This is a genomic window from Pseudomonas sp. TE21394 (assembly GCF_054057835.1).
The window spans coordinates 348,628-364,769 of sequence record NZ_JBSRZR010000001.1; the positions used below are offsets into that span (position 1 = coordinate 348,628).

12 protein-coding genes, 5 tRNA genes and 1 pseudogene are annotated in these 16,142 nt (G+C 63.4%); 7 read left to right on the forward strand and 11 right to left on the reverse strand.

The features are described from left to right. The first annotated feature begins 121 nt into the window (after positions 1-121). Complete coding sequence (locus tag ACVWZT_RS01580; RefSeq protein ID WP_457467853.1) at positions 122-2,569, forward strand: acyl-CoA dehydrogenase; 2,448 nt, start codon at positions 122-124, stop codon at positions 2,567-2,569. Positions 2,570-2,658: 89 nt separating this feature from the next. Next, positions 2,659-3,072 (forward strand): PA2817 family protein, encoded by a 414-nt coding sequence (locus ACVWZT_RS01585; RefSeq protein ID WP_186689082.1) that lies wholly within the window; start codon positions 2,659-2,661, stop codon positions 3,070-3,072. Between the two features lie 103 nt (positions 3,073-3,175). Here the strand turns inward: ACVWZT_RS01585 and ACVWZT_RS01590 are convergent. The 5 genes from ACVWZT_RS01590 to ACVWZT_RS01610 all read right to left on the reverse strand — a co-directional run bounded on the left by ACVWZT_RS01590 (position 3,176) and on the right by ACVWZT_RS01610 (position 3,738). Beyond that, positions 3,176-3,251, reverse strand: a tRNA-Gly gene (locus ACVWZT_RS01590). 86 nt (positions 3,252-3,337) lie between these two features. Further along, a tRNA-Gly gene (locus ACVWZT_RS01595) sits at positions 3,338-3,413 on the reverse strand. 3 nt (positions 3,414-3,416) lie between these two features. Further along, positions 3,417-3,492: transfer RNA gene (locus ACVWZT_RS01600), tRNA-Glu, on the reverse strand. 90 nt (positions 3,493-3,582) lie between these two features. Continuing rightward, positions 3,583-3,658, reverse strand: a tRNA-Gly gene (locus ACVWZT_RS01605). Between the two features lie 4 nt (positions 3,659-3,662). Beyond that, a tRNA-Glu gene (locus tag ACVWZT_RS01610) sits at positions 3,663-3,738 on the reverse strand. 285 nt (positions 3,739-4,023) lie between these two features. Between ACVWZT_RS01610 and ACVWZT_RS01615 the strand changes: the two genes are divergently transcribed. Continuing rightward, positions 4,024-4,791 (forward strand): hypothetical protein, encoded by a 768-nt coding sequence (locus tag ACVWZT_RS01615; protein WP_296234267.1) that lies wholly within the window; start codon positions 4,024-4,026, stop codon positions 4,789-4,791. Positions 4,792-4,933: 142 nt separating this feature from the next. On the opposite strand, the gene ACVWZT_RS01620 is transcribed toward ACVWZT_RS01615, so the two are convergent. Continuing rightward, on the reverse strand, positions 4,934-5,416 hold the full coding sequence (locus ACVWZT_RS01620) for a GAF domain-containing protein (protein ID WP_457467855.1): 483 nt from the start codon (positions 5,414-5,416) through the stop codon (positions 4,934-4,936). Further along, positions 5,413-6,303, reverse strand: coding sequence for an ATP-binding protein (locus ACVWZT_RS01625; protein WP_296234256.1), 891 nt, complete (start codon positions 6,301-6,303; stop codon positions 5,413-5,415). The genes ACVWZT_RS01620 and ACVWZT_RS01625 overlap by 4 nt, the downstream gene beginning before the upstream one ends. Positions 6,304-6,408: 105 nt before the next feature. Between ACVWZT_RS01625 and ACVWZT_RS01630 the strand changes: the two genes are divergently transcribed. Further along, on the forward strand, positions 6,409-8,766 hold the full coding sequence (locus ACVWZT_RS01630; protein WP_457467857.1) for a response regulator: 2,358 nt from the start codon (positions 6,409-6,411) through the stop codon (positions 8,764-8,766). On the opposite strand, the gene ACVWZT_RS01635 is transcribed toward ACVWZT_RS01630, so the two are convergent. Both ACVWZT_RS01635 and msrB read right to left on the reverse strand, forming a co-directional pair. Continuing rightward, a complete protein-coding gene (locus ACVWZT_RS01635) occupies positions 8,756-9,244 on the reverse strand; it encodes a glutathione peroxidase (protein ID WP_296234252.1) in 489 nt (162 codons plus the stop codon). The genes ACVWZT_RS01630 and ACVWZT_RS01635 overlap by 11 nt on opposite strands. A 14-nt stretch (positions 9,245-9,258) precedes the next feature. Beyond that, a complete protein-coding gene (gene msrB, locus ACVWZT_RS01640; RefSeq protein ID WP_289129578.1) occupies positions 9,259-9,654 on the reverse strand; it encodes a peptide-methionine (R)-S-oxide reductase MsrB in 396 nt (131 codons plus the stop codon). Positions 9,655-9,821: 167 nt separating this feature from the next. On the opposite strand from msrB, the gene ACVWZT_RS01645 reads away from it, so the two are divergent. Next, positions 9,822-11,033: a pyridoxal phosphate-dependent aminotransferase gene (locus tag ACVWZT_RS01645; RefSeq protein WP_186689069.1), complete on the forward strand. Its 1,212-nt coding sequence runs from the start codon at positions 9,822-9,824 to the stop codon at positions 11,031-11,033. Between the two features lie 332 nt (positions 11,034-11,365). Further along, a complete protein-coding gene (gene htpX, locus ACVWZT_RS01650; protein WP_023661073.1) occupies positions 11,366-12,253 on the forward strand; it encodes a protease HtpX in 888 nt (295 codons plus the stop codon). Positions 12,254-12,324: 71 nt separating this feature from the next. On the opposite strand, the gene ACVWZT_RS01655 is transcribed toward htpX, so the two are convergent. Beyond that, positions 12,325-12,975 carry a thiopurine S-methyltransferase gene (locus ACVWZT_RS01655; RefSeq protein WP_457467860.1) on the reverse strand — a complete coding sequence of 217 codons (651 nt, stop codon included), beginning with the start codon at positions 12,973-12,975 and terminating at the stop codon, positions 12,325-12,327. Positions 12,976-13,076: 101 nt separating this feature from the next. Here ACVWZT_RS01655 and ACVWZT_RS01660 point away from each other — a divergent pair, with 101 nt between their 5' ends. Further along, positions 13,077-13,844, forward strand: coding sequence for a DODA-type extradiol aromatic ring-opening family dioxygenase (locus tag ACVWZT_RS01660; protein ID WP_457467862.1), 768 nt, complete (start codon positions 13,077-13,079; stop codon positions 13,842-13,844). Between the two features lie 384 nt (positions 13,845-14,228). Here the strand turns inward: ACVWZT_RS01660 and ACVWZT_RS01665 are convergent. Continuing rightward, positions 14,229-15,942, reverse strand: a pseudogene (locus ACVWZT_RS01665) (DEAD/DEAH box helicase). Between the last annotated feature and the right edge of the window lie 200 nt (positions 15,943-16,142).

The following is a 16,142-nucleotide window of genomic DNA, read 5'->3' on the forward strand; positions in this document are numbered from 1 at the left end:
CACAAGGCGCACTGAAACTCCCGACGTCCCACCCTTGTCACTGTTCTGACCCTGTCGTCCACAGCGTTGCGTCTAAGCTAACCGGGACGGCTCAAGCCCCTGGTTCCAAGGAGGACCGATTATGTTGCTGTTGTGGTTGGTGGTACTGGTGGTCGGCGCGGCATACCTTACGCACCGGCGCCTGGCGCCCTTGCAGATTCTTGGCAGCATGGCCGCCTACGTGCTGCTGATGGGCATTTTCAGCAGTGCCCCCGGCTGGCTGCTGGCCCTGCTGTGGATAGTGCTGGCGTTGAAAATTGCCCTGGTGGCGCTGCCAGAATGGCGTCGCAAGGTCTTCACCGGCCCGGTGTTCGACTGGTTCCAGCACACCCTGCCGCCCATGTCGCAGACCGAACGCGAGGCGATCGACGCCGGCACCGTGTGGTGGGACGGCGAGCTGTTCAGCGGCCGCCCTGACTGGCGCACCCTGCTTGCCTACCCGGCACCACAGCTGACCGAAGAAGAACAGGCCTTCATCGACGGCCCGACGGAACAACTGTGTGCCATGGTCAGCGACTGGCAGATTGGTCAGGACATGGACCTGCCGCCCGAAGCTTGGGCGCATATCAAGCAGCATGGTTTCTTCGCCCTGATCATCCCCAAGGAATATGGCGGCAAAGGTTTCTCGGCCTACGCCCACTCACAGGTGGCGATGAAACTGGCGACCCGCAGCGGTGACCTGGCGTCCACGGTGATGGTGCCCAACTCTCTCGGCCCGGCCGAATTGCTGCTGCACTACGGTACCGACGAGCAACGCAACCACTACCTGCCGCGCCTGGCCCGCGGCGAGGAAATCCCCTGCTTCGCCCTGACCGGCCCGCTGGCCGGCTCTGACGCTGGCGCCATGCCCGACAGCGGCGTGGTGTGCAAGGGCCAGTGGCAGGGTGAGGAAGTGCTCGGCCTGCGCCTGAACTGGGAAAAGCGCTACATCACCCTCGGCCCGGTCGCTACCCTGCTGGGCCTGGCCTTCAAGGCCTACGACCCGGACCACCTGCTCGGTGAACAGGAAGAACTTGGCATCAGCCTGGCGCTGATCCCGACCGACACGCCCGGCGTGGACATCGGCAAGCGTCACCTGCCACTGGGCGCCGCATTCATGAACGGCCCCAACAGCGGCAAGGATGTGTTCGTGCCGCTGAGCTTCCTCATCGGCGGCCAGGCCATGCTCGGCAAGGGCTGGATGATGCTGATGAACTGCCTGTCGGTCGGCCGCTCCATCTCCCTGCCCGCGGTGGGCACCGGCGCGGCCAAGTACACCAGCCTGGTCACCGGCCAGTACGCCAACATCCGCGAACAATTCAATGTGCCGCTGGCGGCCTTCGAGGGCATTCAGGAATCGCTGGCGCGCATCGGTGGCAACGCCTGGCTGATGGACAGCGCGCGCCTGCTGACCGCCAAGGCGGTCGACCTGGGCGAGAAGCCCTCGGTGCTGTCGGCGATCCTCAAGTATCACCTGACCGAGCGCGGTCGCGAATGCATCCAGCACGCCATGGACGTGCACGGCGGCAAGGGCATCATCATGGGCCCCAACAACTACCTGGGTCGCAACTGGCAAGGTGCGCCGATCTTCATCACGGTAGAGGGTGCCAATATCCTTTCGCGTAACCTGATGATCTTTGGCCAGGGTGCCATCCGCTGCCACCCGTTCGTGCTCAGGGAAATGGCCCTGGCCGGGCGTGAGGACCGCGGCCAGGCATTGCGCGAGTTCGACGACCTGCTGATGCAACACATCATGTTCGCTGCCGGCAATGCGGCCAGCACGCTGGTACTCAACCTGGGGCTGGGCCGCCTGGAAAGCGTGCCTGGGGACACCCTGAGCCAAGGCTACTTCCGCGCCTTGAACCGCCAGGCTGCAGCTTTTGCACTGCTGGCGGACTTGTCGATGATGCTGCTGGGCGGTGCACTCAAGCGCCGTGAGCGCCTGAGCGCGCGGCTGGGGGATGTACTCAGCTACCTGTACCTGTCCAGCGCCGCGCTCAAGCGTTACCACGACCTGGGCTCGCCGGAGCACATGCAGCCGCTGCTGCGCTGGGCCATGGAAGAAAGCCTGGGCCAGGCAGAAAAGGCCCTGGACCGCCTGCTCGACAACTTCCCAAACCGCTTTGTCGGTTGTGCGTTGCGGGTACTGGTGTTCCCCTTCGGTCGCCGCCATACCGGGCCGAGCGACGAGCTGGATGCCGAGGTTGCAGCATTGATCGGCCGCAACAAAGGCGACCCGGCACTGGAGGAGTTGCTTGCCGGCTGCTTCAGACCACAGGCCGACGGCGACCCGGTGGCGGCGCTGCAACGCGCCAGCGACCTGCTGGACGAGACCGCCCCGCTGTACAAGGCGCTGCATCAGGCAATCAAGGAAGGCCGAGTGCAACCCGCACCCGGCCAGTCGGCCATCGACGCAGCGGTCGACAGCGCTGTGCTGCAGCCAGGCGAAGGGCAACGCCTGCACGCAGCGGAACAGGCACGCCGCGCAGTGATCGATGTCGATGCCTTCGACAAGGCCCAGTTGCTGGCGGAACCGGGCAAGGTTCGCTGATCTGCACTGCCGGGAAGGGCTGCTTTGCGGCCCCTTCCCCATCCCGCGTATACTCCGCGCCCGTTTCGACCACACCGAGGACCGCCACCATGGCCAACCCCCATCTGGAATACCACCTGCAACTGCTGAACCACCTGCGCACCATCCTGGTCGCCCTGGGTGAAGCGGATCAGGTACCGGAGGAAAGCCACGCCCTGTTCCTCGAGCGCTTCGACGAACTGCTGACCCTGCTGCCGCAAGACCCGCTGCAAAGCCAGTACCTGGGCCAGGACCTGATCTGCCAGGTGATCCAGCGCTACCCGCAGATCGCCCACCTGGTACCCCGCGACCTGCTGTGGTTCTTTGCCGGTGACTGCCTGCACTTCATGCCTGACGAAGAACTGGAGCTGTACCAGCAACTGGAAGAACGCCGCTACGAAGCCGAGCAGGCCGGCGAGCCGTTCGACTGGAACCTGGAAAAGCAGCTGCTGGGCGCCCAACAAGGCCCCGCCAGCACACACTGACCGCAATGCACAGGCTGCGATGAAACATGCGCGGCCTGTTTAGCCGCAGCATTTTTCGAGAGACAAAAAAACGCCACCTCAAAAGAGGTGGCGTTTTCTGAATTGGAGCGGGAAACGAGACTCGAACTCGCGACCCCGACCTTGGCAAGGTCGTGCTCTACCAACTGAGCTATTCCCGCAATTTGAAGCTTTACCGCTAATCGGCGTGAAGCGCCTTTACGACCTTCACCACCACTGCACCGTACGAACGCCACAGTATTTAAACTGGAGCGGGAAACGAGACTCGAACTCGCGACCCCGACCTTGGCAAGGTCGTGCTCTACCAACTGAGCTATTCCCGCATTTGGCGTCCCCTAGGGGACTCGAACCCCTGTTACCGCCGTGAAAGGGCGGTGTCCTAGGCCACTAGACGAAGGGGACACAACACTTTTCAGTGCACCAGAACATGAACCTCACGATTCAGCCTGGATTTTCTTTTCCTGCCTCGCCGCAAGGCGCTGCCGGATAAACTGGAGCGGGAAACGAGACTCGAACTCGCGACCCCGACCTTGGCAAGGTCGTGCTCTACCAACTGAGCTATTCCCGCAACTTGGCGTCCCCTAGGGGACTCGAACCCCTGTTACCGCCGTGAAAGGGCGGTGTCCTAGGCCACTAGACGAAGGGGACACGCTGCTGGCATTACTGCCTGCTTTCACTCCCTGCCGCGTTTCGCTGTGTGCTTTACGCTGCAAGTGGCGCGCATTCTATGGATGCTTCGTAGGGGCGTCAACCCCTTTGTAGAAATTTATTTAAATCAACGACTTCCGGACGCGGGGTGCAGATCCGGAAGCCGCGGCCGATATAAGGAAGGCCTGCCTGTAAAGAGGTCGGCACAGGTACACGGTGGCTGTTCGTCCCCAGGCGAACTTACTACACTCAAGGGTGTGATTCATCTTCAACGAGGCATTAACGGTGACCCCACTTCTGATCACCCTGCTCATCGTGGCGGGTATCGCGTTGCTGATCGTGATCGGCTACCTCAACAATGTCGTCGAGAACAACAAGCTCGAGCGCGCCCGGCTGAAGATCGAGCTGGCCGACCGCCTGCGCCGCTGTGGCGAAATCACCGAGACCTTCCCCGGCCAGTTCATGACCCCGGCGCTGAAGCTGCTGCTGACCCGCCTGGAGCTCAACCTCAACCAGCGCCAGCTGGCGCTGGACAAGCACAACGCCGAACTCAAGGCACGCATTGCCGAACTTGAGGGGCTGATTGCCCTGGGCGCCAAGATTCCGGTAAGCAACCCGCCCGGCCCGATCCAGACCGAGGTCAAGGCCAAGGACGTGCGCTTTCTGCTGGAGGCGCTGCACAGCCAGGTGACCCGCGCCGCCCAGGAGGGCTTCCTGCCCACACCCGAGGCCAAGCACTGGGTCAGGGAGATTCGCCATATCCTGGTACTGCTGCATATCGAGTTTTTCAACAACCTGGGTCAGCAGGCCCTGCAGAATGGCCAGCCGGGCCAGGCGCGCCTGGCCTTCGAGCGCGGCGTGCAGTACCTGCGCAAGCAGCCGGAGCCCAAGGCCTATGAAGAGCAGTTGACCTATCTGGAGAAACTGCTGGCCCGGGCCAATGCCCAGGTGCTGGAAAAGATGGAGCCGGCAGAGAACGAGCAGAACGAACTGACCCAGGGGCTCAAGACCGATGACGAAGAGACCTGGAAGAAGCGGGTGATCTACGACTGATCGGAAAACCGCTGCGGGTTTGACGACCCTGTCGCCGTTCGCCGGCAAACCCGCCCCCACAGCTACTGCACAAGCCTGCAAACCGGTGATGGACTTGTGAAAGCGGGTTCAGCGCCGACAGGGCCAGTGCAGGTAACCACAATCAGCAGTCAGTCAACTCCAGAAAGAGCGCCGCCAAGCGCTCCAGCCCCAACTGGTCCGCCTCGCTGAAACGGCCGATCTTCGGGCTGTCCAGGTCCAGAACACCAATCAACCTGCCCTCCTTCACCAGCGGGATCACCAGCTCGCTGTTCGACGCGCTGTCACAGGCGATATGCCCCGGGAACGCATGCACGTCTTCCACACGTTGAGTCTGGCGGGTAGCCGCCGCTGCCCCGCACACGCCCTTGCTGAACGGAATGCGCACGCAGGCGACCTGGCCCTGGAACGGGCCGAGCACCAACTCTTCGTTGCGATTGAGGTAGAACCCCGCCCAGTTCAGGTCGTCCACCTGGTTGTACAGAAACGCCGAGAACTGCGCGGCATTGGCGATGAAGTCGCGCTCGTCGGCGAACAGCGCCTGCACTTGCGCCGCCAGCAGGTCGTAGCCGTCGAGTCCGGCGCCACTGGCATTGAGGTCGATCATTTACTTTGCTCCAGCAATTGCAGCCCGACCCAGTAGCGGGCGAACTGATAGGCACAGCGGCCATTACGGTTACCGCGGCCGGTAGCCCAGCGCACGGCGAGGATGTCCAGGGCTTCGTCACGCTGCCAGCGCAGGCCGGCCGGGCGCGCCAGCTGGCCGATCCAGTGCTCGACCACGTTGAGGAAGTGTTCCTGGCTGAAGGGGTAGAATGACAGCCACAGGCCAAAACGGTCGGACAAGGCAATCTTGTCCTCCACAGCTTCGTTGGGGTGCAGCTCGCCGTCGACCATTTTCCAGTTTTCGTTATCGCTCTGTTTTTCCGGCACCAGGTGGCGGCGGTTGGAGGTGGCGTACAGCAGCACGTTGTCCGGGGCCTGTTCCAGCGAACCATCGAGCACGCTCTTGAGCACCCGGTAGTCGCCCTCCCCGGCTTCGAACGACAGGTCGTCGCAGAACAGAATGAAGCGCTGCGGCAGCTTTTGCAGTTGTTCGACCACCCGCGGCAGGTCGGCCAGGTGGTCGCGTTCGATTTCGATCAGGCGCAGGCCGGCACCGGCATGTTCGGCCAGCAGGGCCCGCACCAGCGACGACTTGCCGGTGCCGCGCGAGCCCCACAGCAGCGCATGGTTGGCGGGCAGGCCGTTGATGAACTGGTGGGTGTTGCGGCCCAGCTGGTCACGCTGCTGGTCGACACCGATCAGGTCACTCAGGCGGATGTCCAGGCTGACCTCCAGCGGCAGCAGGTAGCCGCTGCGGCCATCACGCTGCCAGCGCGCGGCCAAGGTGGTGCCCCAGTCGATGTCCGGGCGTTGTGCCGGCAACAGGGGCTCAAGGCGCGCCAGTACCGATTCGGCGCGGTCCAGGAAAGCTATCAAGCGGGCGTCCATGAAGACTCCTACAAATTTCAGTTATTAGGGGGCGCAAAGCGGCCCCCGCTTGGCGACCAACTGAAATGAACAGACAGACCCACCAGAAGCCGGGTGTGATCGGCTATGCTTGCGCTGCGCAAGGAACGTGGAACCGGCTCGGCACTCATGGATATCAAGTTCACCAATCGCCTGTCATACAAGCAAGCCCGGTTGACAGTCCTGGTCGGCTTCATCCTGGGAACATTGCTCAGTCTCATCCAGATCGGCATCGATTATGCCAGCGAAGACGCATCCATCAACCGAGAAGTGCGCGCCTTGCTGCAAATTAGCCACAATCCGGCCTCGCGCATCGCCTACAACATCGACTCGGAACTGGCCCTGGAGCTGACCAGCGGCCTGTTGCAATCGCCGGCGGTCATCCGCGCGCGGCTGAGCGACAACAACGGCATGGTGCTGGCCGATGTCGAGCGTCCGCGCATGGAGGACCGTTACCGCTCGCTGAGCGACTTCCTGTTCGGCGAGCAGCGCCAGTTCGAGGATCGCCTGTACCTGACCCACATGCCTGACGACGACCTCGGCAACCTGTACCTGGAGGTGGACACCTACGCCTTCGGCGCCCGTTTCCTCGACCGCGCCGGTGTCACCCTGGTCAACGGCTTCGCGCGCAGCCTGGTGCTGACCGGCATCCTGCTGGGGCTGTTCTACATGATGCTGACCAAGCCGCTGGTGACCGTGATCGGCGCGCTCAGTGGGCGCGACCCGCGCAAGCCTCGGCAAACCCGCCTGGACTGCCCGCACGGCCACGAAAACGATGAGATCGGTGTGCTGGTGAAAGTCGCCAACCAGCAGTTCGTCAGCATGGCCACCGAGATCGACCAGCGCCGCAACGCGGAAAACCGCCTGACCCAATACCTCAACGAGCTGGAAGACATCGTCTCGGCGCGCACCAATGAGCTGAAAGCCAGCAACAACAGCCTGAGCCGCTCCAACCAGGAACTGGAAGAGGCCCGCCGCCGGGCATTGGACATGGCCCAGGCGCGTTCCGCGTTCCTCGCCAACATGAGCCACGAGATCCGCACCCCGCTCAACGGCATGCTCGGCATGATTGCCCTGGCCCTGGACAGCCCCTTGCCCAGCGAGCAGCGCCAGCAACTGGCCATCGCCCATGACTCCGGCAAGGTATTGGTCGAGCTGCTCAACGATATTCTCGATCTGTCCAAGTTCGATGCCGGCCAGCTGGAACTGGAGCGTATCCCGTTCGACATGGGCTCGATGGTAGAGGACACCGCCAACCTGCTGTCGCAGAACACCGCGCAGAGTGTCGAGCTGACCTGCCTGATTGCCCGCGATTTTCCCAGCAGTGTGCTGGGCGACCCGACGCGGGTGCGCCAGGTGGTCAGCAACCTGCTGTCCAACGCCCTCAAGTTCACCCGTTTCGGCCGCGTCGATGTGCGCCTGACCACCATTGTCGGCGGCGTACGCCTGGAAGTGCGCGATACCGGCATCGGCATCCCCGAAGAAGCCCAGGCCAGGATCTTCCAGCCATTCACCCAGGCCGGCGCCGGCATTACCCGCCAGTTTGGCGGCACCGGTCTGGGCCTGGCGCTGACACACAACCTGTGCAAGGCCATGCAGGGCCGCCTGCACATTGATTCGCGGCCAGGCTTTGGCAGCCGCTTCAGTGCCGAGCTGCCCTTGGCCGTGCACACCGAGGCCATCGCCCCGGCCCCGTTGCAAGGGCGGGTGGCGGCACTGAGCATGGCCGGCAGCGGGCTTGATGAGTTGCTCCAGGACCTGCTGCCCGCCTGGGGGCTGACCTATCAGCGCCATGACAGCAGCGCCACGCTGGATGCCGCCGACATCGACCTGCTGATCACCGATGACCTCGACCGCCTGTTTGAACTGCGCCCAGCGCTGAAGATCCCGATCCTGCTGGTGACCGCCTACGGCAACTTCCTGCCCAGTGAACAATCGGTCGCCCTCGCCCCGCTGCATCAACTGGCCCGACCACTGGCGCGCAACGCCCTGTACCACACCCTGCGCCGCACCTTGCAAGGCTTCGAGCCCGAACACCCGCTTGCCAGTCCGGTCATCACCGTGGAACAAGGCCGCGCGCGGATCCTGCTGGTGGAGGACAACCCGGTGAACCAGCTGGTGGCCAAGGGCATGCTGGCCAAGCTGGGCTGCCAGGTACAACTGGCGACCCAAGGCGCCGAGGCCCTGGAAATGCTCGAGCAGGACACGTTCGACCTGGTGCTGATGGACTGCAACATGCCGGTGATGGACGGCTACGAGGCCAGCCGGCGTATCCGCCAGAGCGGCCGTTGGCCCGACCTGCCGATCGTCGCCCTGACCGCCAATGCCATGCCCGAGGAGCGCGAGCGCTGCCGGGCGGCAGGCATGAACGACTACCTGGCCAAGCCGTTCCGCCGCGAAGAGCTGCTGGCGCTGATCGACCACTGGGTGCCGGTCAACGGCTGAGCAGGCGCTCGATATCTGCCTGTAGGGCTAGCGGCTTGGTGGTGGGGGCATAGCGCCTGACCTGGCCGCTGGCCGGGTCGACCAGGAACTTGGTGAAGTTCCACTTGATCTTCTGCGAACCGAGCAGGCCTGGGGCGCGCTGCTTGAGTTCGACGAACAGCGGGTGGGCACCCGGGCCGTTGACCTCGACCTTGCGGAACAAGGGGAAACTCACGCCGAAATTGCGCTCGCAGAACTGGGCGATCTCCCGCGCATCGCCCGGCTCCTGCTGGCCGAACTGGTTGCAGGGGAAGCCCAGCACCACCAGGCCACGTGCCCGATAGGCCTGCCACAGTTGCTCCAGGCCCTTGTATTGCGGGGTAAAGCCGCACTGGCTGGCGGTATTCACCACCAACAGGGCCTTGCCCGGGAAGTCGCCGAGCGTCTTGTGCTCGCCACCCAGGGTCACGCATTTGATATCCAGCATCGATTCAGCCATGTGGCGGGCTCCGGTCAGTCGCGCGGGCGCAGGTCGATGCACACCGAGTTGATGCAGTAGCGCAGGCCGGTCGGTGGCGGGCCGTCCGGGAACACGTGGCCCAGGTGCGCATCGCAGCGGGCGCAGGTGACCTCGGTGCGGATCATGCCGTGGGAGGTGTCGCGAATCTCGATCATTGCGCTGTCTTCGATGGGCGCATAGAAGCTCGGCCAGCCGCAGCCCGAATCGAACTTGGTCTGTGCATCGAACAGGGGCAGGCCGCAGCAGATGCAGTGGTAGATGCCATCACGGCGTTCACTGTTGTACTTGCCGCTGAATGGCCGCTCGGTGCCTTTGAGGCGGCATACCTGGTATTGCTCGGGGTCGAGCATCGAGCGCCATTCTTCCAGGGTTTTCTCGATCTTTTGCATGTAGGGACCTCGGCAGGCTGAATTTCACCGCGCACCGTCTTTTCCGGGGCGCGGGTGGCACGTATATTAGTTGGCTTCGTGTGCCAGGCGTTCAGTCTGGCACCCGCTTCCTGCCCTTTCAAACCTTTCGGCGGGGCGTTGCGCGTTTTCTCAATCGGGATCCCATCATGCAGTTCAGTAAATCGAACAAGCTCGCCAATGTCTGCTATGACATTCGCGGCCCAGTGCTCAAGCACGCCAAGCGCCTGGAAGAGGAAGGCCATCGCATCCTCAAGCTGAACATCGGCAACCCGGCGCCGTTTGGCTTCGAGGCGCCTGACGAAATTCTCCAGGATGTGATCCGCAACCTGCCCACCGCGCAGGGCTACAGCGACTCCAAGGGCCTGTTCAGTGCACGCAAGGCGGTGATGCAGTACTGCCAGCAGAAGGGTATCGAAGGCGTCACCATCGAAGACATCTACCTCGGCAACGGGGTGTCCGAGCTCATCGTCATGTCGATGCAGGCGCTGCTGAACAACGGCGACGAAGTACTGATCCCGGCCCCCGACTACCCGCTGTGGACCGCTGCCGTGAGCCTGGCCGGCGGCAAGCCGGTGCACTACCTGTGCGATGAACAGGCCGACTGGTTCCCCGACCTTGACGATATCAAGGCCAAGATCACCCCAAACACCAAGGCGCTGGTGATCATCAACCCGAACAACCCGACCGGCGCGGTGTACTCCCGGGAGCTGCTGCTGGGCATGCTCGAGCTGGCCCGCCAGCACAACCTGGTGGTGTTCTCGGACGAGATATACGACAAGATCCTGTACGACGAAGCCGTGCACATCAGCACCGCCTCGCTGGCTCCCGACCTGCTGTGCCTGACCTTCAATGGCCTGTCCAAGTCGTACCGGGTGGCGGGCTTCCGTTCCGGCTGGCTGATCATCTCGGGGCCCAAGCACCACGCCCAGAGCTACATCGAAGGCATCGACATGCTGGCCAACATGCGCCTGTGCGCCAACGTGCCGGCGCAGCATGCCATCCAGACCGCGCTGGGCGGCTACCAGAGCATCAACGACCTGGTGCTGCCACCGGGCCGCCTGCTGGAACAGCGCAACCGCACCTACGAACTGCTCAACGATATCCCGGGGGTGAGCTGCGTGAAGCCGATGGGCGCGCTGTATGCGTTCCCGAAGATCGACCCGAAGGTGTGTCCGATCCACAACGACGAGAAATTCGTGCTCGACCTGCTGCTGTCGGAAAAGCTGCTGATCGTGCAGGGTACGGCGTTCAACTGGCCATGGCCGGACCACTTCCGGGTGGTGACCTTGCCGCGGGTGGATGACCTGGAAGCGGCGATCGGGCGGATTGGCAGTTTCCTGAAGGGGTATTCGCAGTAAGGTTCGACGGGGTGTTGGGGGGGCGAGATCGCGCGCCGCCCACGTGCCGGACCTACGCCAGGGTAGTCAGCCTTGGTGCATGGCTTGGGCCTTGCGGTGTCCGGGAGATCGGACGCCGCCCGCGCGGCGCTCGATCTGAACGCCGCCGGAACGCTCAAGGCATGAAGCCGCTTCTTACATCCTGCAACGCTCTATCCCACAGCCCCCCTGCCATCCTCTGCCATACTCCGCCGTACACAGTTTGAAATAGTCACCCGATTGAATCAGCACGGCCGGCACCTTATATACCCCGCAGTAAGCGACAACTCATCCGTCAGGAGAACGTAACAACCATGATGCGCATTCTGTTGTTTGTAGCCACCAACCTCGCGGTGGTGCTGGTTGCAAGCATTACCCTGAGCCTGTTTGGTTTCAACGGGTTCATGGCCGCCAACGGGGTCGACCTGAACCTCAGCAGCCTGCTGGTGTTCTGCGCCGTGTTCGGCTTCGCCGGCTCCCTCGTCTCGCTGTTCATCTCCAAGTGGATGGCGAAGATGACCACCGGCACCCAGATCATCAGCCAGCCGCGCACCCGCCACGAGCAGTGGTTGCTGCAAACCGTCGAGGAGCTGTCCCGTGAGGCCGGCATCAAGATGCCCGAGGTAGGTATCTTCCCGGCGTACGAAGCCAACGCCTTCGCCACCGGCTGGAATCGCAACGACGCGTTGGTTGCGGTATCGCAGGGTTTGCTGGAGCGCTTCTCGCCCGATGAGGTGCGCGCGGTACTGGCTCACGAGATCGGCCACGTGGCAAACGGCGACATGGTCACCCTGGCGTTGGTGCAAGGTGTGGTCAACACCTTCGTGATGTTCTTCGCCCGCATCATCGGTAACTTTGTCGACAAGGTCATCTTCAAGAACGAAGAAGGCCAGGGTATTGCCTATTACGTGGCGACCATCGTTGCCGAACTGATCCTTGGCATCCTCGCCAGCATGATCGTCATGTGGTTCTCGCGCCGCCGCGAATACCGCGCCGACGAGGCTGGTGCCCAGTTGGCCGGCACCGCAGCGATGATCGGTGCCCTGCAGCGCCTGCGCGTGGAGCAAGGCCTGCCCGTGCACATGCCCGACACCTTGAAGGCGTTCGGCATCAATGGCGGCCTCAAGCACGGCCTGGCCGGCCTGCTGATGAGCCACCCGCCGCTGGAAGACCGTATCGAGGCCCTGCGCCGTCGCGGTTGATCCACCCAGTGACAAAAAAGGGCGACTTCGGTCGCCCTTTTTTGCACACGCCGGCACCGGCAACACAGCAATCAGCGGCTTACCTGGTACACCCTCTCCAACAGGCTGGTAATGCCCGCCTGCATAAACTTCGGGCTCTGCTCGATGACCTCTGCAACCTCCAGCCCGTTCACCTGCCATCCGGCCAAGCCTTGACGCAGCTCTTCATCCCCGACCGAGAATGGCGGCCCGTCCAGCAGCACCTGGTCATAATCCAGGGTCACCACCAGCCCGCGACACCCCACCGGCAGCAATGCCGACAATCGTTGCAGATAACGCGCACGCATCTGCGGCGGCAGCGCGATTACCGCCGCCCGGTCATACACTCCTGTACAGTCGCCAACATCCTCCGGCTGCAGAGCAAAGAAATCACCGCACCACAGCTCCAGATCACCATTGCGCCAGACCTCGAATGCCCCGCGCTGCCGCACCTCGGCATCAAGCCCATGTTCGCGGAAGAAATCCTCCACCGCCCGCCGCGACAGCTCGATGCCCACCACCCGATGCCCCTGCCCGGCCAGCCAGGCCAGGTCCAGGCTCTTGCCGCACAGCGGCACCAGCACGCGGCTACCCGGCAGCCGCTGCAGCTGCGCCCAATACTTTTGCAGGTAGGGGTTCACCTGCGCCTGATGAAAACCGATCTGGTTGTCGGCCCACCGCTGCTGCCAGAACGCTGGCTCCATGATCACTCCAGTTTTTTAGATGATTGCTCGGTAAAACTTGGTTTGGATTTCGATCTGTAGTTGTTCGAAGATGAATACATCTTAACCGCCAGGACCCCGCCATGCTGCCCAGCCTGTTCATTTCCCATGGTTCCCCCATGCTTGCCCTGCAACCCGGGGCCAGCGGGCCGGCGCTGGCGGGGCTGGCCACCAGCCTGGCACGGCCGAAAGCGATCGTAGTGGTATCGGCGCACTGGGAAAGCCGCGAACTGCTGGTGACCGGCAGTGAACGACCCGAGACGTGGCATGACTTCTATGGCTTCCCGCAGACGCTATATGCCGTGCAGTATCCGGCGCCGGGCAAGCCCGCCCTTGCCGGGCAGGTCAGCGCCTTGCTGAGCGCTGCCGGGCTGCCGGCCCGCCTGGACACGCAGCGCCCGTTCGACCACGGTGCCTGGGTGCCGTTGTCGCTGATGTACCCGGATGCGAGCATTCCCCTGGTGCAGGTTTCGCTACCCAGCCATTTGGGGCCGGCATTGCAACTCAAGGTGGGTCAGGCGCTGGCAGGGCTACGCGACCAGGGCGTGCTGCTGATCGGCTCGGGCAGCATCACCCACAACCTGGGTGAACTGGACTGGCACGCCGGGCCGGAGGTGGTCGAGCCTTGGGCACGCGCGTTCAGGGATTGGGTGGTGGAAAAGCTGCAAGCGGATGACCAGGCAGCGCTGCTGGGCTATCGACAGCTGGCACCGAATGCGGTGCGTAACCATCCCAGCGATGAGCATTTGCTGCCGCTGTTCTTTGCCCTTGGGGCGGGTGGCAAATTTGCGGTGGTGCACCAAGGGTTTACCTTGGGGGCGCTGGGGATGGACATCTATCGGTTCGGCTGAAGGGCCTTGTCGCCGGCAAGCCAGCTGCCACAGGAGTACCGTAGGCTTGAACATTGGGTTGCTGTGGGAGCGGGTTACCCGTGAAGAAGACACCGCGGTTGATGGCACGGGCTTCGCCCGTATTCGCGGGGCAAGCCCGCTCCTACAGGGACCGCGCCAGCTTTTGGAAATTGAGCAAGACAGTTGCTCCTACCTGTGGGAGCGGGCTTGCCCCGCGAACACGGCGAAGCCTGTGCCATCCACTGCGTCGTCTGCTTCGTGGATGAATCCGCTTCAACATGGCTTCGACTTGACGCTGTACCGGTAGCCGGCTTGCCGGCGATGAGGCCCTGGCGGGCAAAAAAAATCCCCGACTAGGCCGGGGATTTTTTCATTGCGCCAGGATCAATCCTCGCGGTAGCGGCGCAGCTTCAGCTGCTTGCCAGCCACGCGCGTGTCCTTGAGCTTGGACAGCAGCTTCTCCAGGCCGTCTTCCGGCAGCTCGACCAGGCTGAAGCTGTCGCGCACCTGGATGCGGCCGATGGCGTCACGCGCCAGACCACCCTCGTTGAGGATCGCACCCAGCAGGTTCTTGGCCGCGATGCCGTCACGGGCACCCAGGGCGGTACGGCAACGCACGCGGCCTTCGGCCAGCGGCATCGGCGCACGGCGCTCGCGGTCACCACGCTCCGGGCGTTCGCCACGCTCACCACGCTCGGTTCGCTCACCACGCGGGGCAAAGCTCGGCACCAGCGGCTGCTCACGCTCGACTGCAGCCAGGTCCAGCGCCTGACCATTGGTGGCCTTGCGCAGCAGGGCCGCAGCCAGGGCACGAGCGCTGCAACCCAGGTCGTTGGTCAGGCGGTCGAACAGGTCGCCGTGGGTGGCTTCGGCTTCGGCTACCAGCGGCGCCAGGCTCGAAGTCAGCTTCTTGATACGGGCATCCAGCACGGCCTGGGCATTCGGCAGGCGCGCTTCGGCCACCTTCTGCCCGGTAACACGCTCGATGACCTGCAGCATGCGGCGCTCACGCGGGGTGACCAGCAGCAGTGCGCGGCCATCGCGACCGGCGCGGCCGGTACGGCCGATACGGTGCACGTAGGACTCCGGGTCGTACGGCATGTCCACGTTGAATACGTGGGTGATGCGTGGTACGTCCAGGCCACGGGCGGCGACGTCGGTGGCGACGACGATGTCCAGGCGGCCATCCTTGAGCGAGTCGATGACGCGTTCACGCTGGTTCTGGGCGATGTCGCCGTTCAGCGCGGCAGCCTTGTAACCCTTGGCTTCCAGCGCGGCGGCCAGATCCAGGGTGGCTTGCTTGGTGCGCACGAAGGCGATCAGCGCGTCGAACTCTTCCACTTCCAGCAGACGCAACACAGCCGGGATCTTCTGGTCGGCGTGGACCATCAGGTGGGCCTGCTCGATCGCGGTGACGGTCTGGGTCTTGCTCTGGATCTTGACGTGCTTGGGCTCACGCAGGTGACGCTCGGCGATCGAGCGGATCGACGACGGCAGGGTGGCGGAGAACAGCACGGTCTGGCGGCTGGCCGGGATGGCATCGAAGATCACTTCGAGGTCGTCCATGAAGCCCAGCTTGAGCATTTCGTCGGCTTCGTCCAGGACCAGGTACTGTACGGTGGACAGCACCTTTTCGTCACGGCGCAGGTGGTCGCACAGGCGACCCGGGGTGGCCACGACGATTTGCGCGCCATTGCGGATCGCCCGCAGCTGTGGGCCCATCGGGGCACCACCGTAGACGGCGACCACGTTCACGCCCGGCATCTGCTTGGCGTAGGTTTCGAAAGCGGTAGCAACTTGCAGCGCCAACTCACGGGTCGGCGCCAGGATCAGGGCTTGCGGTTCGCGCTTGCTCACATCGATCTTGTTGAGGATCGGCAGGGCGAAGGCAGCGGTCTTGCCGGTGCCCGTCTGCGCCTGGCCGATCATGTCGTGACCGGCGAGGATGATCGGGATCGATTGTTGCTGAATGGCGGATGGCTCTTCATAGCCGGTCGCCAGAACGGCAGCAACAATGTTCGGATTGAGATCGAGAGCGGCGAAGCCGCCGGTTTCCTGGGTCATGGGTCTGCCTCTAGGTGCATCCGCAAAGACCCATGCTCCAAAGCTGCACAAGCCATGAAAGACCGACAGGTCACCCAGGCAGCTTTGGCGGCGGGGATTTGCGAAAACGATTGAAAAAGAAAACGTGGGAAGGTCCGCCTAGCGGACGCGCAGCCGAAGCTGGACTCGGAGGGTTTGCACCACCTGATTTTGCGGCCCGCTAAAAGACCGGCGCGTACTATACCCGAAATGGTG